The organism is Synechocystis sp. PCC 6714, from assembly GCF_000478825.2.
Taxonomy (GTDB): Bacteria; Cyanobacteriota; Cyanobacteriia; order Cyanobacteriales; family Microcystaceae; genus Synechocystis.
Map to the genome: position 1 here is coordinate 1,062,190 of NZ_CP007542.1, position 23,835 is coordinate 1,086,024.

The window sequence follows — 23,835 nt, forward strand, 5'->3', positions numbered from 1 at the left end:
AGGCTAGGGAATGGCAGGAGAACGGCGGTAAAGAATCACCTCATTGTCTTGATATTCTGGCGCAAAAGCTGGGTCTTCGCTCACCTGTTGGGCTAATGTTTCTACGGTGCCCTGGGAATTTTCCCAACCGGCATAGTTTATCTGTAACAACACCGCATCAAAACGGTTTAAATCAAAGGGTGCTTCCGCTTCGATGGCTAATTCCAAGTCCGGTCGATGGCTGAGGTGAGCAGCAATGTGGGGGGAAGTCAACACTCGATCGCCTGGTTGAACCAACTGCACCGCCGCCTGTAAATTTTCTAACTGCCCCCAATGTTGCCAGTATCTCCCGAAAAAGTAGGTGTATTTGCCCAGGGCTAAAAAGGCGATCATCGTCCAGAGAATAATCCAGCGGGGTTGCTTGAGCCAACTACTGCCCCGGTACCAATGGGTCATCACCACCAATAATAAAAAGGGCAAGATGGGAATGGCATATTGATGAATTAAATCTTTTTGGGGTAAATAATCGGTAACCAGATTAATAAACAGAGCTGGAATAGCTGGGATAAACATAGCCCAAGCTCTACCCCAAATGCCCCAAATTACGGGTGCGGTTAATAGGACTAAATAAAATAAATTATCCAGGGTAAATAATGCCCCTAAAACAATTTGGGGTTTCAACACTAAGTTGATGATAATTTCTAGCACCGAATCGCCGAGAAAACTATAACGGCCCACCGCCGCCGCTTCTTCGCCGCTAAAAGCAGGAATAATCCCCTTAGTGGCAATGATAAACCAGGCTAAACCGGTCACTGTGGCAACTAATCCCATCAATCTTTTTCTTTCCCAAATCAGCAACCAAATGCCCAACATAAACACGGTTAGGGAAAGCACTGCTTTACTAGCTAAAATGACAATTAAACTAATGACAAAAATTGTCCATTTATTAGCCCTGGCACTCCACACCGCCCAGAGTAAGGCCGGTAAGGCCACCACCTCCGTATGGAAATCAAACAAATTAACATTAAAAATTAGGGGATATAGACCATAAACCAAAGCCATGGTTAAACTTTCTTTTTCCCCTAACCCCGTTTGTTTTGCCAATTGCCAGGTAGGCCAAGCCCCCAGAGCCAAGGCGATCGCCTGAATAAGAAATAACCAATAAACAGAAGGATAAATTTTATAAAAAATCGCCAGGGGATAGACCAAAAAGGCGGCGTGGTCCCCCAAAATATGAAAGCCCCGAAAGGAAACCCGGGGATATTCCCCTTGGCTAATCAGGTAAATGGACTGATCGAAAAAGCCCAAATCCAAAGCGGTGGACTGGAAAAGCCAATGGCGCACCGTGGCACAGATAAAGAAAATAAGGGCACCGATCGCCATGCCAATTAGCAGGGGACGGGGGAGAATAACTTGCTCAACGGGGGACTGATTTCCTTCCATGGGGGATAATGCGGGGTGAAAAATGCCCAAAACTCCCCCAAGATTAGCAAACCCTGGCCCAGGTTCAATTTCCCGGAACGGCGATCGCCAAAGGGAATTTAAGTGGGGAGTAGGATGGAACCAGGGACAGTATCAGCTCACCAAGTCAGGAGGTGTGAACGGTGGCCACAGCCCAGGTGCTATGTTTTGGCGAAATGTTGTTTGATTGTCTGGCCGACCAGTTGGGGCAACCGTTGGAATCGGTGCATTCCTGGACTAATTATCCCGGTGGTGCTCCCGCCAATGTGGCCTGCGCTTTGGTTAAACAGGGAGTTTCCTCCACCTTCATTGGCCGTTTGGGGATGGACAGGGCAGGGCAAGAATTAAAAAGTGTTCTCCAGCGATGCCAAGTAAATCTGGATGGCCTCCAAATTGACCCCCAGCGACCCACCCGTTTAGTTTACGTTACCCGCACATTGGACGGCGATCGCCATTTTGCTGGATTTGGGCAATACTCCACCGGGGATTTTGCGGACACTGCCGTAGATCCCAGCTTGATCCCTGAATCTTTATTTGCATCCGCTCAATATCTAGTAATGGGCACCATTGCCCTGGCCTATCCCGACAGTCGGGCCGCCACGGAGCGCATAGTAGCCTTCGCAGAACAGCATCAGGTAAAGATTTTTTTAGACATCAATTGGCGATCGGTCTTTTGGCAGGATGAGGCAGAAGCAAAGGAACGCATTCAAGCCCTGATTCCCCAGGCCGAAATTTTGAAATGCACCGACGAAGAAGCGGTCTGGCTCTTTGGTCGCCAAGATCCTGTCACCATCCACGACAAGTTTCCCCATCTCCAAGGGGTGCTAGTGACCGCGGGAGAAAAGGGTTGTGCCTATTCCTTGGGCGAAAACTACGGGGAAATTCCAGCGTTTAAAGTCAATGTGCAGGATACCACCGGCGCAGGGGATAATTTTGTGGCGGGATTTTTAGCCCAGGCCCTTACCCATGGGGAAAAGTTATTTACAGATAGCAATCTCAGTCGCCAGGCTGTGACCTATGCCAGTGCCATGGGAGCTTTAACCACCCTCCATCCAGGGGCGATCGCCAAATAATCATTGCCCATCAAAATGAAGTAATTGCAGATGAAACTTGAAAACTCAAGGTTAATGGGCCAAAATCTTCTACATATCATTATCTCGGAGAAGTTTATACAAAGTTTTTTATACAACTTCACCGCTCTCCAAAAAAGAAATCATGGCCAAATCCTTAACAGAAAAATCTTCCATCGAAGAAATTCGAGCACGGTTCGATGCAGATGTGGAAAGATTCTCCAATCTTGAAACAGGACAAGTCACCACCATTGACGCTCCCCTATCCATGGAGCTAATAACCCAGGCCGCCATTGCCGCCACACCAAAGATTGAGCGCATCTTGGACATAGGGTGTGGAGCGGGAAATAACACAATCCGCCTGGTTAGGGAATATAAGGGAAATTTTGCCTGTGATCTTTGTGACGTTAGTCAACCCATGCTGGAACGGGCAAAACAGCGTCTTTCTCAGGAAACAAACGATGAAATACGTCTTTTTGAGGGAGATTTCCGAAGTATTCAATTTGAAGAATCCAGTTACGATGTTATTATCGCCGCCGCAGTGCTCCATCATTTACGGGATAATGCCGACTGGGAGAACGCCTTCAAGAAAATTTACGGATTGTTGCGTCCCGGAGGTAGTTTTTGGATCACAGATTTAGTAATCCAAGAATCCGCTGCCGTTGATGCCTTGATGTGGCAAAGGTATGGCTCCTATCTTGAAGATTTAAAAGGAGCAGAATATCGGGAAAAAGTATTTGAATACATTGACAAGGAAGATTCCCCCCGTCCTCTAACCTTTCAGCTTGAACTTATGCGGCAGGTTGGCTTTCAATCCGTTGAAGTACTGCACAAAAATTCCTGTTTCGCCGCCTTTGGTGCCATTAAAGGAAAATAATCGGATAAGGCGATCGGTAATTAATCATTGCTATAGTCATTGGGAGATAATACGCAGCTCAATCCACAAGGTCAGCCAAGGTTGAGTTCTGAGTGAGCGGCGGCAAGATCTATCGGCAGTTTACTCCAGCCATATTTTTAGGTCGCTTTCACAGATCGCTCCTCCCAAGTTGCAACCAAAAATGCTGCCATTGAACCGGCTAAATTAACGGCAAGTGTAGCGTGCCGAGGAGAGGGTTTGACAGCTTTTTTGCCTCTACCATGAGCATCGCTTAGCCTATTTCGTAAAGTACCAAGCCCTTGAATTACTGACTCACAACCACCAAGAATTTGCTTAAAGATCTTTTCTTGATGCTGTTCAGGAGCCATATTAAGTTGTTTAGCAGTTTCTTTATAAAGTTTAGGCAAATCATCTTTATAGCTGTGAGCAATACCTGCTTCATCCAAAATATGTTTGCAGACTGATTCAATTAATGTGCGTGCCATAGTAATTGCTGCTTCTGGATCTTCACTACGCCGCTCAAGAGCTTTTTGCCAAGCAATGTGAACGTGTTCAATATCGAAATCGACAAGAATCGCAGAAATGTCGTCATCTGCTGGATGAGCTTCAATAACATTTTGCTCTAAAAAATTAATTAATGAACTAAATTTTTCCCATATGAACATCCTTCGTTCTTGGTAGGTATCAAAGCTTCCTTTAATGAAACCCCAAAATTTTGAGAGTTCATCGTAAGTCTTCACAAATTGAGGAAGACGATCTCTGACAGTGGGATCTCTTAATAATTTTAAACGGAGTTCACTGTACTTTTCCTCACTGGCATTACTATCTGTGGCGCGAGCAATTAATATATCTTGTAGTTGTCGTACTTTGTCTAATTTTCCCAAAAGTATTGTCATCGTTTCCAAAAGCTGAATTCTAAAATGTGCTAACCCAAGTTGTCCAACAACAGTCAAGTTAACACCAAAAGTCTATAGATAACCCCAAACAACAGCCTTAACCATTAACCACGTAACATTTTATCTCTATTGATTATACAAAAACTTTCCATGTGATGTTTCAAATTGAGTGATTGCAGAAAAACTTTATGTAATGCTTGAAATTATGGCGATCGCCAGTGAAACAGGTATTGGTTTATGATTCTTTGAATAGGACTAGTCATAATCTGATTCTTGCTGGTCTAAGGCCAAGAATAACTCCTCAGCATTTAAGCTTAAATCTTCGTCTGTCAAGGGTAGAGAATCAAAATGAGCTATTCGCCTGAAGATTTCCAATGCTATCTTTCTTTGTTCTATATTGGGTAACTTGTCAAAGTTATTAAGAATTTCTTGAGCTAAGGCAGTCATAGAATTATACTGAACACCTACTTTAAAGCCTAGCATAGTTGCCAGAACGTAAGCATATTTCCTTAGAATCGCTGCCAACATTGGTTTAAGGACATTTAACCTGTTCAAATAGGGTAATCGCAGGAAAATTTCCATGTAATACGTGAAATCATGGCGATCGCCATTTTGCTGGGTTTGGGGAATACTTCAGCGGGGACTTTGCCGACACTGCGGCATCCAGAGGCCGCCATTCCTAAATCACTATTTAACTCCGCCCAATATTTGGTGAAGAGCACCATTGCCCTGGCCTATCCCGACAGCCGGACCGCGCGGAACGTATAATCGCCCTGACAGAATAGGATCAAGGAAATATTTCAAGTGGTGATCGGTGGTGTGGGATGTGCCCCGTCGTCAGGCTGTAACCTATCCCAGTGCCATGGGAGCTTTAACCACTCTCCATCCAGAGGCGATCGTTGCTTCAAATACAGCTAAAATTTCCCCAACCCGATGAACTTCTCCAGGTAAAAGGTTTAAATTTGGGTAAGTAGGAGTCTGTCACCACTACAGGAAAAAGTATTGCAAAATACATAACTGGCAAATGAGGATGGGCAAAATATAGAAAGAAGCAAATCGCAAGCATAGAAAACGGCAAAGTTAAACCACTAAAACTATGGAATTTACATTTTTGCTCCCCCTCACCATTGGTTTAATGGTGGGCTATAAGGCCTGGGGTTCTCAGCACGACATTGCCCATCTAGCAGTGGTTTTTGCCATTGTTAATCTACTGGTGAGCTTACTATTGGCCCCGTGGGAAATACAAGTTGTTTTGCTAATCTTAATAGTTGTTTTAGCTGGGCCATTGTGGCAAAAATTTGACAATAAAAATAATTTTCAAGTTGCTCAAACTAACGAAGATAAAGATGCCACACTTCATTACCGTGGAGTTACCTATGAATCTCCAAAATCAGCTGTTTCCATAGAAGAAACCAAGAAAGTTACGAAGTGCTACCGAGGCATTGATTACGAATCCTCTGGAGCGTACACCCGAAGCGATAATGATCCCAAGGGCAAGGTAATTAAATATCGAGGCATTAATATAAAAACCAAAGCAGAAGACCAAGATTGACCGAATTATTAATGATTAAATGCTGCTGGTCAAATTCTCCCCCAAACACTCTGACAATTTCGGGGGAGTGGAAGATGCTTACCTCCCTATTGATAATGGCTTGGGAGGTGTGCTCAGTGCGATTAATAGTTAAGTCCGTTAAACCTGTACAGGGACATCCTTGCTAATTAACTTATCCCAACCTAATTCCCCTAATTGGGAGTTACGACGCAGAGGACGGGTGGCTAATTCCAAAATATCCCGAGCATTGGTAAAACCATGGATTTGGGCAAAGGTAAACTCCACTGACCATTTAGTATTAATACCCTGGGCTTCCAAAGGATTAGCGTGGGCCATGCCAGTGATGACCAAATCCGGTTGTAGGGCTTTAATCCGTTGAATTTGATTGTAATTATCCGGCTTTTCAACAATATTTGGTAAGGGAACCCCCATGTCAGCACAGGTTTTTTCCAGCAAAGCTAATTCCGCCGCTTGATAACGTTTATCCATATAGGGAATGCCAATTTCAGGACAAGTCATACCACAACGAATTAGAAAACGGGCTAGGGAAACTTCCAGTAAATTGTCCCCCATGAAAAATACTGATTTACCCCGAATTAACTTAATATAGTCCTCCAAACTTTCCCAAATTTGGGCTTCCCGTTCTGCTAATCCCTGGGGTTCAATACCCAAGACAGAACAAATTTTTTCAATCCAAGCCCTGGTACCATCGGGACCAATGGGAAATGGTGCACCAATTAATTTACATTTACGGCGACGCATTAAAGTGGTGGCGGTACGGCTTAGGAAAGGGTTAACCCCAGATACATAATAACCTTCGTCAATTACTGGCAGTTCAGTATAGCGTTTTGCAGGCAACCAACCGGATACTTTAACTCCCTGTTTCTTGAGCTCTAAAGTTAAATTAGTTACCACTGGATCTGGCAGGGAACCAAATAAAACTAATGGTTGATGATCCACATATTCCGATTCAACTTTTTCCGTATCAACCTTGCGGCCAAAGGTTAATAATTTCTGAATGGCATTGCGTTCTTCCTTGTCTTCCCCTTGCACCTGGGCTGAGGTGGGGCATTTATGGGCCATGGAAGCTAGCACCGTATCTTCCCCTTGGGTAAAGGCATAATCTAAGCCATTGGCTCGGGCGGTAACAATGGGAATGCCAATTTCTGCTTCCAGTTGGGGCGCTAAGCCTTCAAGGTCCATTTTGATGATTTCGGTGGTGCAAGTGCCAATCCAGACAATTACACTGGGGTTACGATCTCGTTTAATTTGTAAGCAAAGTCGTTTCAGTTCTTCATAGTCCTTTAGCTGGGCAGAAATATCCCCTTCTTCTAATTCCGCCATGGCGTAGCGGGGTTCCGCAAAAATCATTACCCCCATGGCATTTTGCAGAAAATAACCACAGGTTTTGGTGCCAATAACCAAGAAAAAACTATCTTCAATTTTTTGGTAGAGCCAAGATACGCAACTGATGGGGCAAAAGGTGTGATAATTGCCAGTTTCACAGTCAAAGTTAAGGGCGGAAGGGGCTTGTTGAGCAACAGTCATAGTTTAGGTTCTCCTAGGATAATTTTTATCTTGCCCCCCTAACCCCCCAATACTGGGGGGAATAGAGTTTGTGTTGTCTGAGTAATTTTTTCTAAAACTTTTGGTAAATCATCAATAACTTGATCGTTGGTAAATCGTAAAACATAATGACCAAATTCTTTGAGTTTTCCAGATCGATATTGGTCATACTCCTGTCGGCTATGATGAATACTTCCATCCACCTCTATTACTAATTTTAGTTGTGGACAATAAAAGTCAACAATGAAATTACCAATAGGATGTTGCCGACGAAACTTAAAGCCTAAAATTTGGCGATTTCGTAATGAATGCCACAAAATTTTCTCAGCCTGTGTTGCTCCTTTTCTCAAAGTACGAGCTGCTTGCTCAATTTCTTTAGTTGTTCCACGAATCCTATGGGAATCTTTCATCAGAAATGAATTCAAGCTTGTCTAAAATACTGTCGGCAACTCTTTGAAAATTTAGGGTTACCAAGTCCCCCAATTTTGGGGGATTTAGGGGGCTTAGTTATCAATCGACGGATCAGATTTAGGGGGGCAGGCCTAAACCATCATCAAGTCTAATTCTTTGGTTTGGCTAGCGGGCTGGGTAGGATTGAGGTAGAAATCAGAGAGTAGGCTAAACAAATCCCGATCCTGGGCATCCTTGGGCACTACTCCTTCCGGTTGGGCCAAAAGTTGATCCGCAATATTCAAATAATATTCACAAACGTATTCCAGGGAAGGGTCGGACTCGGCCATTTCAAATAAGGTTTTGCCTTTGACTCGGGAAACCCGAATGTCTTCAATTAAGGGCAAAATTTCCAACACTGGCATGGGAACGGCTTCCAGATATTTATCAATTAAGTCCCGTTTGGAAGTGCGATTGCCAATTAAACCAGCCAGGCGGAGGCTATGGGTACGAGCTTTTTCCCGCACGGAAGCAGCGATTCGGTTGGCAGCAAACAGAGCATCAAAACCGTTGTCTGTAACAATCAAACAATAGTCGGCATAGTTTAACGGGGCGGCAAAACCACCACAAACTACGTCCCCTAGCACGTCAAACAGAATCACGTCGTACTCGTCAAAGGCGTTGAGTTCCTTCAGCAATTTCACTGTTTCCCCCACCACATAACCGCCACAACCAGCTCCAGCGGGGGGTCCACCGGCCTCTACACAATCAACCCCAGCATAACCTTTGTAAATTACATCCTCGGGCCAGATGTCTTCGTAGTGAAAATCTTTTTCTTGCAACGTGTCAATGATGGTGGGAATCAAGAAACCGGTGAGGGTAAAGGTGCTGTCATGTTTGGGATCACAACCAATTTGGAGAACTTTTTTACCCCGTTTGGCTAACGCTGTAGAGATGTTGCAACTGGTGGTGGATTTACCGATTCCGCCTTTTCCATATACCGCAAGTGTCAGTGTCAAGGGAGTTGCTCCTAAAAAAATGCTAGGTCTGGGATGATGCTCAGGAAGTTTCATTCTCCGCTGGGCTGATCGCATTATTAGCGAGGTTTAAGGTCTTGGTGAAATAGATCAGGGCAGAAATTCAGCTTAAAAAAGTTCATTTATAATTTAAATCACATTAAAACATTCGTTTAAGTCTTTAAATCTATAAAAACGACTATTTTGAAATTTTGTGTTTATATTTTTATTAAAGTAAGACAAAAATAAAATATTGCTTTTGAGTAACTATACCCACGGCGATCGCCGATCAACTCTAGACCCCCCTTGCGTTAACTGTACTTAATCAAACTTGAGTTATACTCCTTAAGGATAGAGTGTTTAGAGATTAACTCAGGGAAGTTTCCACCAAAATGAACTATCTAAACTCCAACTTGTCCCATTGATCCCCAGAAAAATTTGGGCCCCTGGGCCGGGAAAAAAGCAGAGAAAGATTAATAAATGTGAATTTTTGCCAAAAGTACTCAAATCAGCCCAATACCGCAATCAAACTTAACGAATTCGGCCATAAGTTCCCAATGATTGAGGCCGACGGCGACGGGGTCCGGGGGCACCAAATTGATCACTAATATCCCGGAAAATATCTCGACGCACCACCGGATAATCCCCCACCCAGAGATCCAACTCCGGCAAATGGAGATCGCTGAGTTTATCCACCCGTTCCAACTCCGCATTTTTGGAGAACAACAACATTTCCGCCACCATGCCCGCACGAATTGCTTTATACGTCTTTTGTACCGGAGCCTGCACCACCGCCCGGAATCCCTGGCGATCGCCTACTTCAAGGTTAATGCGCCGCTCAATATTTTCCACCACCACTAAGCGACCAAACTGATCCGCCTGCTGGGTTTCATTAATAACCTCTTCGGTAATAAAAATATCCAGCACTTCCCCCCGCCAAAAACCCACATAGGGAAAACGACGGTACTGATTATTTCGCACACTGGCCACATACACTGGGCACCAGAGCCAATACATGCCGCCGATGATGAAACAAACCAATTCCACCCCCTGGGCTCCATGGCCAAAAATTAGGCCCACAATCCAGATGGAAACTACGATTAATAGGGAGATCAATAACCGGGCCAAGAGATTGTAGACCTTACCCCAGGCGAAGGAATATTGTGCCCCGGTGGCGATGAGTGGCACCACTTGATCAAACGTTTCTCTGGTTAGGGGAACGAGCATGGCATTAACGGCGATGGGCTATGGGGTGTATTATATCGAGCTTGGCTAAATGATCCCCGCCCTGCAAAGCAAAATTTTCCCGTGGCCATATTTTGATAAGATTGGCTACAAGTTAGCCGCTAACTTTGTACTATCCCGCATCAGGTGCGTAACTCCTATGGCTCTTGGCTATGTTGCCCTTGTCCTCCACGCCCATCTTCCCTTCGTTCGGCACCCAGAAAGCGATTACGTTTTGGAGGAGGAATGGTTATACGAAGCCATCACAGAAACTTATGTTCCCCTTATCCATGTATTTGAGGGTTTAAAGCGGGATGGGGTAGATTTTAAAATTACCATGAGCATGACGCCGCCGTTGGTTTCCATGCTCCGGGATCCCCTGTTGCAACAACGTTACGAAGCCCATTTATCTTTGTTGCAGGAATTATTAGAAAAGGAAATCGTCCGCAACGAACACAATGGCCATCTACAATATTTAGCTGATTTTTACGCCAAAGAATTTGCCGCTATCCGAGAAACTTGGGAGCGTTACGATGGCGATTTAGTAACTGCTTTTAAACAATTTCAAGATAGTAATAATTTAGAAATTATTACCTGTGGTGCCACCCACGGATATTTTCCTTTGATGAAAATGTATCCCCAAGCGGTGTGGGCTCAAATTAAAGTCGCCTGTGAACATTACGAAGAAAATTTCGGGCGATCGCCAAAGGGCATTTGGTTGCCGGAGTGTGCCTATTACGAAGGGGTAGAAAGGATGCTGGCCGATGCCGGTCTGCGGTATTTTCTGGTGGATGGCCATGGCATTTTATACGCCCGTCCCCGACCCAGATTTGGCACCTATGCTCCGATTTTCACAGAAACTGGAGTAGCCGCCTTTGGCCGGGATCACGAGTCTTCCCAACAGGTGTGGTCTTCCCAAGTGGGCTATCCCGGCGATCCGGTTTATCGGGAATTTTATAAAGATTTGGGCTGGGAAGCGGAGTATGAGTACATCAAGCCCTATATTATGCCCAACGGTCAGCGGAAAAATATTGGCATTAAATATCACAAAATCACCAGTCGGGATGGGGGGTTATCGGAAAAGGCTTGGTACGATCCTTACTGGGCTAAAGAAAAGGCTGCTGAACACGCCTCGAATTTCATGTACAATCGCCAGCAACAGGTAGGTCACCTATCGGGCATCATGGGTCGTCCGCCCCTAGTGGTGTCCCCCTACGACGCAGAACTATTTGGCCATTGGTGGTATGAAGGCCCGTGGTTTATCGACTACCTATTCCGTAAATCCTGGTTTGACCAAGACACCTTTGAAATGACCCATTTAGCGGACTATCTCCGGGGCAATTCCACCCAACAGGTATGCCGTCCTTCCCAATCCAGTTGGGGTTATAAAGGTTTCCATGAATACTGGCTCAATGAAACCAATGCTTGGATTTATCCCCATTTGCACAAAGCGGCTGAGCGCATGATTGAATTAAGCCATCGAGAAGCGGTGGATCAGTTGGAAGAACGGGCCTTAAACCAAGCGGCCCGGGAATTATTGCTGGCCCAATCCTCCGACTGGGCGTTTATTATGCGGACGGGAACCATGGTGCCCTATGCGGTGCGTCGTACCCGCTCCCATCTATTGCGCTTTGATAAGTTATTTGATGATATTCGGGCTAATAAAGTGGATTCCGGTTGGTTAGAAAAAGTCGAGGTGATGGATAATATTTTCCCTAGTATTGATTATCGGGTTTATCGCCCCATTTAGACTTTCTAAAAGCCCCCATGTTTAAGTTTTATTTACGTAAATTACTGGTGGGTTTAGGTCTGTTTTTAGCAACATTTACCATAGTGGCCGGTGTGACTTGGCTGGAGAAAAGTTCCCTGGCTTCCCCCAACAAAATTCGGGGAGTTTGGCTAACCAATGTTGATAGTAACGTACTCTATGATCCGGCCGAGCTAAGAACGGCGATCGCCGACTTGAAAAGCACTAATTTCAATACCCTTTACCCGACGGTGTGGAACGATGGCCATACCCTTTATCCCAGTGCCGTGGCTCAAGAATGGTTAGGGCAAACCCAGGATCCAAAACTTGGCGATCGGGACATGTTAGCGGAGGCAATTAACCTAGGCAAGGAACAGTCTTTTCGGGTTATTCCCTGGTTTGAATTTGGCTTTATGGCTCCAGCGGAGAGGGAGTGGATCAAAAACCATCCCCACTGGTTGACCACCAATGCCCAGGGGGAAACTATTTGGCTCGAAGGGGGCGTTATTCCCAGGGTGTGGTTAAATCCTCTCCATCCGGAAGTGCAACAATTAATTACTGCTTTGTTAGTGGATTTAGTCCGTCGCTATGATGTGGATGGTATTCAATTGGATGATCATTTTGGTTATCCCTACAATTTTGGTTATGACCCCATCACCGTTGAGTTATACCGCCAGGAAACTGGCAATGAACCTCCCCCTACCCCTGAGTTAAACCTCAATCAAAACTGCGTTAGCTCCGACCCGGCGTGGCAGCAATGGACCGATTGGCGATCGGCTAAAATTAGCCGTTACGTACAGAGTTTGGTGCCTATTTTAAAAGCAGTAAAACCGGATTTAATCGTTTCCATTTCCCCCAATCCCCAAACCTTTTCGAAAAATTGCTTTTTATTAGATTGGCAAACCTGGCATCAAGGGGGGGTAGTAGATGAGCTGGTTCTGCAAGTTTACCGGGAAAAACAAGCCTCTTTTATTGGGGAATTGCAACAGCCTTTGGTACAACAAACTAAAACGGAAATTCCTGTGGTGGTGGGTGTCCTCAGTGGCCTAAAGAATCGTCCCATTCCCCTCCAAAGAATTAAGCAACAGGTCGAATGGGTTGATGGAGATGGTTTTGGTGGCACCGCCTTCTTTTTCTATGAAAGTTTATGGAATCTGGAAGCAGAAGCTAACCCCAATCCCTTTGGTTTACGACAACAGTGGCAAAGATTTTACCGAGGGTTAAACCACCCATAAACAGCACTAAAGTCCAAATAAATTGATAGACTCTGCAAAACGATGGACTTTACCTCAGTTGTGGATCAGTAAGAGTTCTGCAACCGGTAAAAATAAGCTCGCCGACGTTGGGCCGCCTGTTTAAACACCGTTACATACTGTTCATAGCCACCGGGAAAGGCCACATTGATCTTCAATGGTTCTTCCGTATCTCGCATATCCCCTGGGCCGGCCACCACTTGGGTTTGTCCCGCAACGGTTTCCAGTTGTAGAGGTTGGCGGTTTTTCACTTCCCCTCGGGAACTGTCCACATACACCACTAAGTTGCCGTGATTTCCCAAATCCCCCAAATCTTGAATTAATTGCAAAAATTGGCGATCGCTCCCGCCGCGTCGAATTTCTCCCGTGGCTTCATCCACCTGGCTGGTGACCGTATCCCCTACCCCAATGATCAGGGGCATCAAGTCCGGATCAAATTTCGTTTTCACCAGATGCAACAGGTCCTGATGGGATGGTGGGGCTTGCCGAGCACTAAAACTTTCCCCCAAAGGATATTCCCCTGTCCGACTGTGGTAATAACGATTGAGCAGAGCCAAAACCCCTGCCTCTTTGACCCCCCCCCGCAACATAAATTGGAAGTCGGTGGTGCCGGAATCCCCAACTTTGGCCCAACGAACAATTTCCTTACCATTTTCATCCCGACCCAAATTGGGGGCATAGTGGATAAAAAAACTGTTTGCCAAACCCTGTTGCTCTGCCTCAGTTATTAACTCATCTAATAACTGAGCAATGGTTGCCTGCAAATCTCGGTAAACGTGTGGAACATCCTGCAATAAATTAGCCAAGGTATTCAAATTAGCCGTGGGGGAAGCCACATTATCTAAAACCGAAGCTTCTATGCCCATTTGCAGTTGTTCTGGGGACAAAGGATGGAGGCGATCGCCAAAGAAGGTTTTTAAACAATTGGTGATTTTCTTAGGCACCGCCGCTAAAAACTCCAACTCCACTGGCCCCACTCCGGGATGACCTACATTGCCATGGCGATCCTGCCACTGCACTCCCCCGGCCGCCAAACCCGGCAAATATAAACCTTCCCGTTGGACAAAGGAAACATCTCCAAAGGCCCGTTCCACAATGCCCTGAACTCCCCTTTTCCCCACGTGCTCCCCATTGGTCAACACATAAAAATGTCCAGCAAAAAGCCTAGTGGCCCGCACATAATCAGCATCAAGGCGACGGTTGAGGGGATCTTGCACTAGCTCCATGCAAACCCCGTCCAGGTCTTGGACGATGAGTAAATTTTCAGTTTGGGCTAGGGTGTGACAAAAAGCTCCATGGTCGAGGGAGAGATGTTTTTGGTGTAATACCATTATCAATCTGAGGGATTTTTCGCGTCTTGATTAGCTAAGGGTGGCGTAGGGGCAAAATAGGGCTATCAGTGCCCCGGCTCAACAACTCTGTGAAATCCGCCACCGGCAGAGGGCGACTAAAAAGATAACCTTGCAACTCGTCGCAGCTCATGTCCGCAATGGTATCGTATTCTGCCCAAGTTTCCACCCCTTCAGCCACTACCCGCAAATCCAGTTCATGGGCCAGGTTAATAATTGAGGCGGTAATAGTTTTATTTTTAGCATTTTGGTCAATATGCCGGACAAAACTTTGATCTATTTTGAGCACATCAAAGGGAAATTGTTGTAGATAACTAAGGGAAGAATAACCTGTGCCAAAGTCGTCGATCGCCACGCTAAAACCTTCAGCCCGGAGAACGTTGAGCTGTTCAATGGAATCCTGCACATTTTTGACCAAGAGAGTTTCTGTTAACTCCACTTCCAACTGTTGGGGGTCAATATGATACTTGCGGACGCCAGCCCTCAGAATGCCAATGAGATCTTCTCCATGGAATTGATCAGCGGAAATGTTGATGGCCACCTGGATCGGATTCAGCCCCAGACATTGCCATTGCTGACATTGGTTCAGGGCGGCCTCAATCACCCATTGCCCCACCACGCTGATAAAACCAGTTTTCTCGGCAATGGGAATAAAAATTCCCGGTGAAACAAAACCCTTACGGGGATGGTGCCAACGAATCAGGGCTTCACAACCCACCAAACAGTGATTGTGGATAGCCACCTTCGGTTGATAGTAGAGGTAAACTTGACCTGCGTTTAAACCCTCTTCCAACTCCCGCCAAATTTCCCCTTCCTCCGGGGTCAGGGTGGGGGTGCCAGAACGGTGGGAACGGCGACGCCTCTCAGTGGACAAACCAGGGGTTTCCGATTGGTAAAAAGCCGACAGTTTAGCTTTTTTTTGTAAACGACTATTAACCGCGGTTAATAAATCCTCTTGCTTGAAAGGTTTAATCAAATAATCATCTGCGCCGGAATTCATCCCTTTACGAAAATCCTGCATCGTCCCTAGGGCCGTCAGGAAAATGAAGGGAATGGCCGCTGTTTTAGGATTGTGCTGTAGAGCTTCAATTAGGCCATGGCCGTCCATTTCCGGCATCATGATGTCACAGATGATTAGGTCGGGCATCACCGGCAAAGAGTCGAGCAAACCCAGGGCCATGACACCGTTTTCAGCTTCTAAAACATCGTAGTTTTCCAAGCTGAGGGTTTCCCCAATCAACTCCCGGATAATGGCCTCATCTTCAACGATTAAAATGGTGCTCATGTATGTTAATCCATCAAATCCCTGTCAGGGTAGGGTAAACGAGGGTTCCTTGATGCTCTTAGCACCATCCACCGGCAGTTTACTCCATGGAACCCAGATTTTTTTCGATGGAGCAATTAATTTAGACCAAATTTTGGAAAATTGTTGATTATCGGAGCACCCAGGGGTCCCACCAGCCCAAGTTTTAAAACCTAATTCCTCCCTCAGCCAATACTTTCGGTAAATTTTAGGTTCCATTTTAACGACCCTCAGGTCAAGCTAAGATAGTGGCAGTTACAACCATCACCAATTTTTTCGTCCTCTGTGGGCGATCGCCCTGTCTAGACTTCCACCTATGAGCGCAAGAACCTTATTCGATAAAGTTTGGGATCTCCACACCATCACCGTTTTGCCATCGGGTCAAACCCAACTCTTCATCGGTTTGCATCTGATCCATGAAGTCACTAGTCCCCAGGCGTTTGCCATGCTGAAGGAGCGGGGCCTGCGGGTGATGTATCCAGAACGAACAGTAGCCACCGTCGATCACATTGTCCCCACAGAAAATCAGCAGCGGCCTTTCACCGATTCCCTCGCTGAAGAAATGATCCAGGCACTGGAAGAAAATACCACCGCTCACAGTATTCGTTTCCACCATATTGGTTCCGGTAATCAGGGTATTGTCCATGTCATTGCTCCAGAGCAAGGCCTCACCCAACCCGGCATGACCATTGCCTGCGGTGATTCCCACACTTCCACCCACGGAGCTTTCGGGGCGATCGCCTTTGGCATTGGTACTTCCCAGGTGCGGGATGTGCTGGCGGCCCAGAGTTTGAGTTTAAATAAGTTAAAAGTTCGCAAAATTGAAGTTAATGGTGAGTTGCCCCCAGGGGTATACGCCAAGGACGTCATTCTCCACATCATCCGTAAGCTAGGGGTGAAGGGGGGCGTGGGCTACGCCTATGAGTATGCAGGGTCCACCTTTGCTGCCATGGATATGGAAGAGCGCATGACCGTTTGCAATATGTCCATCGAAGGGGGGGCCCGCTGTGGGTACATTAACCCCGACCAAGTAACTTTTGACTATCTCCAGGGACGGGATTTTGCCCCCAAGGGAGAGGATTGGGACAAAGCAGTACAGTGGTGGCGCAGTATTGCCAGCGACGAGGATGCGGTGTACGACGATGTGGTTACCTTCCGGGCTGAAGACATTGAACCCACTGTCACCTGGGGCATTACCCCCGGCCAGGGCATTGGCATCAGTGAACCGGTACCGACCCTAGACAGTCTTGATCCCGACGACCAGGCAATCGCCCAGGAAGCCTATAAATATATGCAGTTTCAGCCGGGGCAACCGCTGAAGGGGACAAAAGTTGATGTTTGTTTCATTGGTAGTTGCACCAACGGCCGTTTAAGCGATCTGGAAGAAGCGGCCAAAGTAGCCAAGGGAAACCATGTGGCAGAAGGGGTGAAAGCTTTTGTCGTACCGGGTTCAGAACGGGTGAAACAACAGGCGGAAGCGGCGGGGCTAGACCGAATCTTTGAAGCGGCAGGTTTTGAATGGCGGGAAGCAGGCTGTTCCATGTGCTTGGCCATGAACCCCGATAAGCTCCAAGGGGATCAACTCAGCGCTTCTTCTTCTAACCGTAATTTTAAAGGTCGTCAGGGCTCCGCTTCTGGTCGCACATTACTGATGAGTCCAGCCATGGTGGCGGCGGCGGCTATTAAAGGTCAAGTGGCCGATGTGCGGGAATTAGTGCACTAATTTCTGCTTTCTGCCGGGTTATTGCCGAACTCAGGATTCAGTTCCAGCTAAAACAGCAAGGGAAAAAACAAGTCCCCCAAGATGTGAGCCTCAGGGGACTAAAAAGACCTAATTTACCCATTTACGCCCCTAGCTCATCCAGTGACTGGGGAGATTTAGGGAATTAATGCAGTTGGATCACTTTGGGTTGTTCGGTCATGTGAACGGTGTCCACAAAGCGGGCGGTGCTGGACTGGCTAGAAATTACCAAGCTCTGGGTCCGCACACCACCATGGAAGAACCGTACTCCTTCCATCAAGGTGCCAGGGGTGATGCCACAGGCGGCAAACAGAACGGTTTCGCCACAGGCCAATTCTTCGCAGTTGTAAACCTGGTCGGGATTTTTGATGCCCATGGAAGCTAAACGCTCTAGGTTCCCTTCCCGACTCTCACCGATTAGGCCGGTTTTAACCACTTCGGGATCATAAATTAACTGTCCTTGGAAGTGGCCACCAAGGCAACGCATGGCGGCGGCGGAAATTACCCCTTCAGGGGCGGCCCCGATGCCCATCAGAGCATGGATGTTTGTACCGGAGAAAGCACAGGAAATGGCGGCGGAGACGTCTCCATCACTGATTAGACGTACCCGGGCTCCGGCATTGCGGATTTCTTGGATCAACTCTTTATGGCGAGGACGGTCCATGACCACCACCACTAATTCCTCGATGCTACGGTTGAGGCAGTCGGAAAGGATTTTCAGGTTTTCGGTGGCGGATTTGTCGATGTCCACATGGCCTTTGGCTGCCGGGGGAGCTGCCAGTTTTTTCATGTAAAAGTCGGGGGCGGCAAACAAACCACCTTTTTCGGAAATGGCCAACACGGCCATGGAACCGTTCTGGCCATAGGCCACTAGGTTGGTGCCTTCACAAGGATCAACGGCAATGTCAATTTCCACTAATTCGTCGGGATTGCAGAAGGACTTAGCATCTTCCCTGGTGCAAATGCCTACTTCTTCACCGATGTAGAGCATGGGAGCATCGTCCCGTTCCCCCTCGCCAATGACAATCCGGCCCCGCATATGGATTCTGTTCATCCGTTCCCGCATGGCTTCCACAGCCACTTGGTCGGCGGTGTTCTTTTCACCTTTGCCCATCCATTTTGCCGAGGCGATCGCCGCTTGTTCTACAACTTCGATAATTTCTAAACCGAGGGTGCTATCCACTAATTAAATCCTCCCAACTGCTGATTAGGTTTCCCTAGCTTGTGATATAGGTTATTAGTCAAAAGTCTATCAGAGGGGGGGATCAGCGTACAGCATCGACTTGAGGAGACCCCCTAAATCGATGGTGGCGGTTTAATCGGCTATGGCCTGGGGAACTAATCCTCTAACATTAAATGTTGAGCACAATGTAACTGCTCAATTTTCTCTAGCTCAAGCGTAATTTGCCATGACTGAGTCCGTACTTTCCCAGGAAGATGCTTTCAACCAGGCGATCGCCAGATATAACGAAGGGGAGGAGCCCGAAACCCTAATTCCGGTGTTCAAAGAAATTGCCGAAGGTGCCCCCAAAAATGCAACGGTCTGGGCTTGTTTGGCTTGGTTATATCTCCTGGATGATAAGCCCAGTTTGGCGTTTAAAGCGGCCCAAAGGTCTATTAAAATTGACGGCTACCATCCCCAAGCCAGAATTAATTATGCCCTGGCCATGCTAGCCAACAAGCGGACAGGAGTAAGAGAGCAAGTGGAATTAGCCGCCCAAATGATGTCCTTTGACAAAGAAATTGCCGATGGGGTAATGGAAAGTCTTGAGGATGGACTTCAGCGGAAACCGGATTGGCGGGACATTGAAAAAATTAAGAAATGGCTGACTGAATAGCCTGACCTCCAAGTCCGTTGGGTCGGTTTTCATTCACTCATTAAAGCTCCGGCAGTAGCTAAGCCCAGAGCGCTCCTACCGCCTTGGCCAAAATACTCCCATGGACTGAAAGTTATAGTCAGTCAAAGTAAGATCGAGATGGCTAAGGTCTTTACCAAAGAGGCTTTTAGCTCTGGTCAGTGTGTTAACTTTCAATTAAATCAACTATGGTCTTCACCCATAAATGATTTGCATCTGCAGGAGTCAAGAACCTGTTTGTTTATCTACCCGCCAGACTCGAATACCTTGTCGGGGAATATAAACCGTCAGGGTTGTACGGTCAGCGCTGAGGGCCGAGGGGCCAAGGGGAAACCTGAGATCGCTCTTTGCCCTTTCCTCTGGTGGTTGTAAGTCCAGCTTTTGCCGAGCCTCCCCCGTTTGTGGATCCCACACCTGGAAAGCACCATCGCTACCCACAAAAATTCCCTGTTCCGTCCAATACAAAACTTCAGCCCGGTCAGCCTTGGCAATGCTCTTAATTTCCTTTGGCGATCGCCAATCCCAAATGGAAAGGGGTGAACCTTGACCCAGAGCAACGGCCAATTGTTCTCCATCGGGGGAAAATGCCAGGGATAAAACCCCCGCCGGCTGGTTACTGGTCAGGGCCGCAATTTGTTTCTGGTCGCCCATATCCCAGATTTCAATGCGATCGCCGTAAAGTCCAGGGGGAAAAGCCAGTAAACGACCATCGGGGCTAACCGCAATGGGTACACTTAATCGTTCCGTAGGGGCAAGGTCAGCATCAATGGTTTGTAATAATTTCCCAGTGTCTAAATCCCAAACCTTGAGGTTATGGGGTTCTGGCTCATTGGCCCAGGCATCCACCGATGCCAGAGTTACCAGCTTATTATCGGCGATCGGATAGGCCACTTCCCCTCCGTCTAAGCGCATTTGCACTCCACCGTTGGCCAAATTCCGCACTTGCACCTGTCGAACCGCCGCAGTGATTAACTGTTGGCCATCTTCACTAAATTCTAAGGATGAAAGAATATCTTTTAGGGTTACAGGGCCGTTGGGTTTTGTCCGAAAGGAATATAAAACTTTTCCACGGGGTAAATCCCAAATTTCAACCTTATCTTCCCCATATCTCACCGTCACCACCGCCAGCTGTTGACCACTATCACTGAGGGCAAGGTCTTTAGGCCCACTTTCATAACCCTTCAATTCAGCCACCACTGGAAAAGGATCACTCCCGGTCGGTTTGTCCATGACCAGTGCCGGGGGAGCCAGGCCAACGTAAAGGATAACAGTTGCAAAAAAGTAGGTTAGCAGCAAGATAATACCAATTAACCTTTGCCGCCTAATTTGGGAAGACTGCTTAGTTGCAAGGGTTGCACCGATAATAGCCCCAGTAATAGAACCGAGGGGAGCCAAAAACACAAACATCATCAAAAACCAGAGTCCTCCGTAGGGCCCACCAACAAGGGAAGCTTGATTGGCTTCGATGGGCAACAGGCCGATGAGTACCATGCCAATGAAGGAACCGAATATGGCCGGTTTGATTAACCATGCCCTGGGATTAGGGGAATCTGACAAATCCGATAAATTTTTTCCTCGCCAAATTAGAGTGGCGATCCAGCCCACCACTACCCCCACAACACTGGCGATTACAAAGCTAACCAGGGTCATGCGTAAAAGTTTAGGCAAAACCAATGTTATGAATGTGTCTAGGTTTAAATAGCTCATCAGTTTTGGCCAGATGGGGATTACAAAGAAAAAAGGTCAACTAAGCTTAAAATTTTGTTTACAAATCTTTAAATTTTTTCCTAACTAATATCGACCAACTGAAGTTAAAGCAACATCAATGAGATTTTATCTGTTTTTTCTCCCAACCAGGCGTTGGAAAGGCTTTATCAATAGACTCTGACAACTTTTCCCCAAACCCAGGGGAACCGGATAGATTGTTCATTTTCTCTGAATTCCTCGGCTATGGGTTGACTATTATTTATACATCCCTGGCAAGGTTGACTACAATACCAATACAATCAACTTGGATTAGTAGAATAGTAATTGCCTGTCTTCTATATTTAAGCAAAGCAGTTTATCATCAACCACTAAAGCAACATAAATATTTTAGTAAATCTTTACTTTAGAGTTTTTGGAAACTTAAGTTAAATGTTGTTACCCAATCAAATTCCTTTTCTTTTTAGTCAAAAAATTCAGATTGGACAACTAAATATACCAGTCGGAATATTTTTTTACTTACTGGCATGTTCCTCTGTTGTTGCAATTTTAAACTATAAATATCTACAAAAGTATAATCAGCTAATAACATATATCAAAAGACATTACCCAGACACCTATGAACAAATACGCCACAGACCAGACGTGGCAGGCATAGGCTATTCCAAAGGCTATAAGCGCTTAACACCATTGATTAAACTTTCCAAGGGCATAGATGAGTTTAACGACCCCAAGCTAAGTAAAATGTTGTTTGATTTTATTGAATTTGATAGAAGCTTCATGATTTTTAGCTCAGCTTTGATAGTTTTCATGATTATTGTTGGCTTAACCATTGGCATCTATTTATTCACATCTACAAATTGATAATTATCGTCAATTTTTTAACGCAATGGTTTTTATTGGTGTTTTGCTCTAATTAACTGACAAAGTTTGCTGGGCAATGGGACATCGGTTGGCAATGGGGAATTTTGAAAAATGAATCATCTTGTTTCCTTTGAGTAATGATGGGGAGAATATCACTTCCTTCAATAGCCGAAAATTTATCTCCTTCCCAGAAGGGAGTGTATAGTTGACTTAATTGAAAGTAAGACAGTGACCGGAGCTAAAAGCGTTTTTGGTAAAGACCTTAGCCGTCTAAATTTTACTTTGATTGAATATAAATTGATGCAGTGATGGCAGAAGTTGACATTTGATGAAAACTTGCTGATTAAAATCTTGTTAAGACTCCTATTGCCCTTTATTTGCTCTGCCTTGGTGGCCTGTAGCCTTTCTCCCGATGCTGTCCTAACTTACACAATCTTTGCTATAGCAAAAGTCGGGTGTGAGGTTATATTCTCGCCACCATATTCACCAGACTTGAACAAAATTGAGAAGTTTTGGATAAAGCTAAAGTGTTATGTTTCTCGGTGGATTAGCAATGGAGAGTCGCTTATTTCTTTTACATTAAATATAGGCTTGAGAAAGCCATCCTAACTATCTCGATCTTTGCTATATCAATCTAATTCTTGATAATATTGTTCACCGTTCTACCGACAGATACCGGCTAGCCTGGGGTAGATTGTAGTGTAGTAATGCACGGTCTTGGCGATCCAGGTTATAAACAGGTAAATCCTCAACGGAACAATTCAATGCTGCCCTAATCTCTTCTCCCAAAGCCTTGGCCAGCAAAGGCACAACGGAGTTACCGATTTCCCGAAAGCCGTGCCAGATGGTGTTGTGGAACTGGAACCAATCCGGATAGGTATGGAGTCTTGCGGCTTCTCTAATAGTAATACATCTAGGTAAAGCGTAGTGTATTGGCCTGGGAGCAGTGTAAGCACCCTTATCACTAGCAGTGCCGGCCCTTAAGGTATTACATAAACCAGTTTTTGATAAACGTAAAAACCGACTGGTTTTTTCTACCGTGCCAGGGATAGTATCGGCAAATCTTTTTATTGATTTTTCAGTATGTTGAGAACCAATATGGCCATAAACTAAATTATTGACTCGACGCTTATGGCAGAGGGAAAATGCTCCGTTTGCGTTGATGGCATAGCTTTTTCTGAGGGCTGAATAGTCTAATAAATCTGCCGAAATACCCAGATCTTCTCCTACTAAATAGGGTGTATGTTTAATTAGATCATCAATGGCTTCCCCACAGGTAAATAGAGGTTTACAAGCTATGTTAGAAATTAATTTTCCAGAACAATTATTTTGTTTTAATTCAGCAAGGTCAAAATGAAATGGAAGGGGATAAGTGACAGGCTTGACATCTTTTCTGGAGCCGAGAATGATTAACCTTTTTCGTTTTTGGGGAGCACCGTAAAGGGATGCGTCCATTACTAAAATTGGTTTTTCTATATGGTAGCCAATGGTTTCAAATTCGCTAATCAACTCTTCTAAAAATTTTTTATGTTTCCCCGATTGGATGCCCGGAACATTTTCAAATAAAAAATATTTGGGTTTGATATCCCGAATCATTCTCACATATTCAAACACCAACGAGTTACGAGGGTCATCCAACTGCCTTTTACCCATGAGGGAAAATCCTTGGCAGGGAGGGCCTCCGGCAATCAGATCTATGTCATTTGAGTAACCTTTATTATTTAACTTTCTCAGAATTTCGCCCGCAGTTACCAGAGCAATATCCCGACAAATAGTAACACCATAGGGGAAATTGTGATGATGCACCAAACAATGTACGGCATCAAATTCCACCGCGGCGACAATATCAAATCCAGCGGCTTCTAAACCCAAGGACATGCCGCCACAGCCCGCAAACAAGTCGATGGCAATGGGTCTGGCCATGGTTTTTCGGTTTTCTGCTAATGCCTAAATTTGACTGCGTTGCTTAAATTCGTTGCTTAAAATT

The 23,835-nt window shown here is 45.8% G+C and carries 22 protein-coding genes; 10 read left to right on the forward strand and 12 right to left on the reverse strand.

The features are described 5' to 3' along the window. Positions 1 to 3: 3 nt before the first annotated feature. Positions 4 to 1,422, reverse strand: coding sequence for a DUF2079 domain-containing protein (locus D082_RS04750; protein ID WP_028949225.1), 1,419 nt, complete (start codon positions 1,420 to 1,422; stop codon positions 4 to 6). Between the two features lie 161 nt (positions 1,423 to 1,583). Here D082_RS04750 and D082_RS04755 point away from each other — a divergent pair, with 161 nt between their 5' ends. After that, positions 1,584 to 2,513, forward strand: coding sequence for a carbohydrate kinase (locus tag D082_RS04755; protein WP_028949224.1), 930 nt, complete (start codon positions 1,584 to 1,586; stop codon positions 2,511 to 2,513). Between the two features lie 142 nt (positions 2,514 to 2,655). Then, positions 2,656 to 3,387 (forward strand): class I SAM-dependent methyltransferase, encoded by a 732-nt coding sequence (locus tag D082_RS04760; RefSeq protein ID WP_028949223.1) that lies wholly within the window; start codon positions 2,656 to 2,658, stop codon positions 3,385 to 3,387. A 137-nt stretch (positions 3,388 to 3,524) separates the two neighbouring features. On the opposite strand, the gene D082_RS04765 is transcribed toward D082_RS04760, so the two are convergent. Together D082_RS04765 and D082_RS04770 are read right to left on the reverse strand one after the other, a co-directional pair. Beyond that, complete coding sequence (locus D082_RS04765; RefSeq protein ID WP_238546841.1) at positions 3,525 to 4,340, reverse strand: abortive infection family protein; 816 nt, start codon at positions 4,338 to 4,340, stop codon at positions 3,525 to 3,527. Positions 4,341 to 4,538: 198 nt separating this feature from the next. After that, on the reverse strand, positions 4,539 to 4,811 hold the full coding sequence (locus D082_RS04770; protein ID WP_238546842.1) for a hypothetical protein: 273 nt from the start codon (positions 4,809 to 4,811) through the stop codon (positions 4,539 to 4,541). A 69-nt stretch (positions 4,812 to 4,880) separates the two neighbouring features. Between D082_RS04770 and D082_RS18255 the strand changes: the two genes are divergently transcribed. Together D082_RS18255 and D082_RS04775 are read left to right on the forward strand one after the other, a co-directional pair. Further along, on the forward strand, positions 4,881 to 5,051 hold the full coding sequence (locus tag D082_RS18255) for a hypothetical protein (protein ID WP_238546843.1): 171 nt from the start codon (positions 4,881 to 4,883) through the stop codon (positions 5,049 to 5,051). A 328-nt stretch (positions 5,052 to 5,379) separates the two neighbouring features. Continuing rightward, a complete protein-coding gene (locus D082_RS04775) occupies positions 5,380 to 5,835 on the forward strand; it encodes a DUF4278 domain-containing protein (protein WP_028949220.1) in 456 nt (151 codons plus the stop codon). Between the two features lie 138 nt (positions 5,836 to 5,973). Here the strand turns inward: D082_RS04775 and bchN are convergent, their stop codons facing one another. From bchN to D082_RS04795, 4 genes are all read right to left on the reverse strand, one after another. After that, on the reverse strand, positions 5,974 to 7,383 hold the full coding sequence (bchN, locus tag D082_RS04780; protein ID WP_028949219.1) for a ferredoxin:protochlorophyllide reductase (ATP-dependent) subunit N: 1,410 nt from the start codon (positions 7,381 to 7,383) through the stop codon (positions 5,974 to 5,976). A gap of 38 nt (positions 7,384 to 7,421) precedes the next feature. Then, on the reverse strand, positions 7,422 to 7,811 hold the full coding sequence (locus D082_RS04785; RefSeq protein WP_038530247.1) for an endonuclease domain-containing protein: 390 nt from the start codon (positions 7,809 to 7,811) through the stop codon (positions 7,422 to 7,424). A gap of 132 nt (positions 7,812 to 7,943) precedes the next feature. Further along, positions 7,944 to 8,804, reverse strand: a complete 861-nt coding sequence (gene bchL, locus D082_RS04790) for a ferredoxin:protochlorophyllide reductase (ATP-dependent) iron-sulfur ATP-binding protein (RefSeq protein WP_028949217.1) — start codon at positions 8,802 to 8,804, stop codon at positions 7,944 to 7,946. 534 nt (positions 8,805 to 9,338) lie between these two features. Continuing rightward, positions 9,339 to 10,034, reverse strand: coding sequence for a hypothetical protein (locus tag D082_RS04795; protein ID WP_028949216.1), 696 nt, complete (start codon positions 10,032 to 10,034; stop codon positions 9,339 to 9,341). A gap of 157 nt (positions 10,035 to 10,191) precedes the next feature. On the opposite strand from D082_RS04795, the gene D082_RS04800 reads away from it, so the two are divergent. Together D082_RS04800 and D082_RS04805 are read left to right on the forward strand one after the other, a co-directional pair. Then, complete coding sequence (locus D082_RS04800; RefSeq protein ID WP_028949215.1) at positions 10,192 to 11,781, forward strand: glycoside hydrolase family 57 protein; 1,590 nt, start codon at positions 10,192 to 10,194, stop codon at positions 11,779 to 11,781. A gap of 17 nt (positions 11,782 to 11,798) precedes the next feature. Continuing rightward, positions 11,799 to 13,013, forward strand: coding sequence for a family 10 glycosylhydrolase (locus D082_RS04805; protein ID WP_028949214.1), 1,215 nt, complete (start codon positions 11,799 to 11,801; stop codon positions 13,011 to 13,013). A gap of 65 nt (positions 13,014 to 13,078) precedes the next feature. On the opposite strand, the gene stpA is transcribed toward D082_RS04805, so the two are convergent. Together stpA and D082_RS04815 are read right to left on the reverse strand one after the other, a co-directional pair. After that, positions 13,079 to 14,362, reverse strand: a complete 1,284-nt coding sequence (gene stpA / locus D082_RS04810; RefSeq protein ID WP_028949213.1) for a glucosylglycerol 3-phosphatase — start codon at positions 14,360 to 14,362, stop codon at positions 13,079 to 13,081. Between the two features lie 34 nt (positions 14,363 to 14,396). Continuing rightward, a complete protein-coding gene (locus D082_RS04815) occupies positions 14,397 to 15,665 on the reverse strand; it encodes an EAL domain-containing protein (RefSeq protein WP_028949212.1) in 1,269 nt (422 codons plus the stop codon). A 334-nt stretch (positions 15,666 to 15,999) separates the two neighbouring features. Between D082_RS04815 and leuC the strand changes: the two genes are divergently transcribed. Then, a complete protein-coding gene (leuC, locus tag D082_RS04825) occupies positions 16,000 to 17,406 on the forward strand; it encodes a 3-isopropylmalate dehydratase large subunit (protein WP_028949210.1) in 1,407 nt (468 codons plus the stop codon). 163 nt (positions 17,407 to 17,569) lie between these two features. On the opposite strand, the gene glpX is transcribed toward leuC, so the two are convergent. Further along, the gene (glpX, locus tag D082_RS04830; protein WP_028949209.1) at positions 17,570 to 18,607 is read right to left on the reverse strand and encodes a class II fructose-bisphosphatase; all 1,038 of its coding nucleotides are present in this window, start codon (positions 18,605 to 18,607) and stop codon (positions 17,570 to 17,572) included. 226 nt (positions 18,608 to 18,833) lie between these two features. Here glpX and D082_RS04835 point away from each other — a divergent pair, with 226 nt between their 5' ends. Then, a complete protein-coding gene (locus D082_RS04835) occupies positions 18,834 to 19,262 on the forward strand; it encodes a M48 family metallopeptidase (protein WP_028949208.1) in 429 nt (142 codons plus the stop codon). Between the two features lie 243 nt (positions 19,263 to 19,505). Here the strand turns inward: D082_RS04835 and D082_RS04840 are convergent, their stop codons facing one another. Beyond that, positions 19,506 to 20,987 carry a WD40 repeat domain-containing protein gene (locus tag D082_RS04840; RefSeq protein WP_028949207.1) on the reverse strand — a complete coding sequence of 494 codons (1,482 nt, stop codon included), beginning with the start codon at positions 20,985 to 20,987 and terminating at the stop codon, positions 19,506 to 19,508. A 429-nt stretch (positions 20,988 to 21,416) separates the two neighbouring features. Here D082_RS04840 and D082_RS04845 point away from each other — a divergent pair, with 429 nt between their 5' ends. Together D082_RS04845 and D082_RS19395 are read left to right on the forward strand one after the other, a co-directional pair. Next, a complete protein-coding gene (locus D082_RS04845) occupies positions 21,417 to 21,848 on the forward strand; it encodes a hypothetical protein (RefSeq protein ID WP_028949206.1) in 432 nt (143 codons plus the stop codon). Positions 21,849 to 22,238: 390 nt separating this feature from the next. Then, positions 22,239 to 22,457, forward strand: a complete 219-nt coding sequence (locus tag D082_RS19395; RefSeq protein ID WP_369796143.1) for a transposase — start codon at positions 22,239 to 22,241, stop codon at positions 22,455 to 22,457. Positions 22,458 to 22,502: 45 nt separating this feature from the next. On the opposite strand, the gene D082_RS04850 is transcribed toward D082_RS19395, so the two are convergent. Beyond that, the gene (locus D082_RS04850; RefSeq protein ID WP_028949205.1) at positions 22,503 to 23,771 is read right to left on the reverse strand and encodes a DNA cytosine methyltransferase; all 1,269 of its coding nucleotides are present in this window, start codon (positions 23,769 to 23,771) and stop codon (positions 22,503 to 22,505) included. Positions 23,772 to 23,835: the final 64 nt, after the last annotated feature.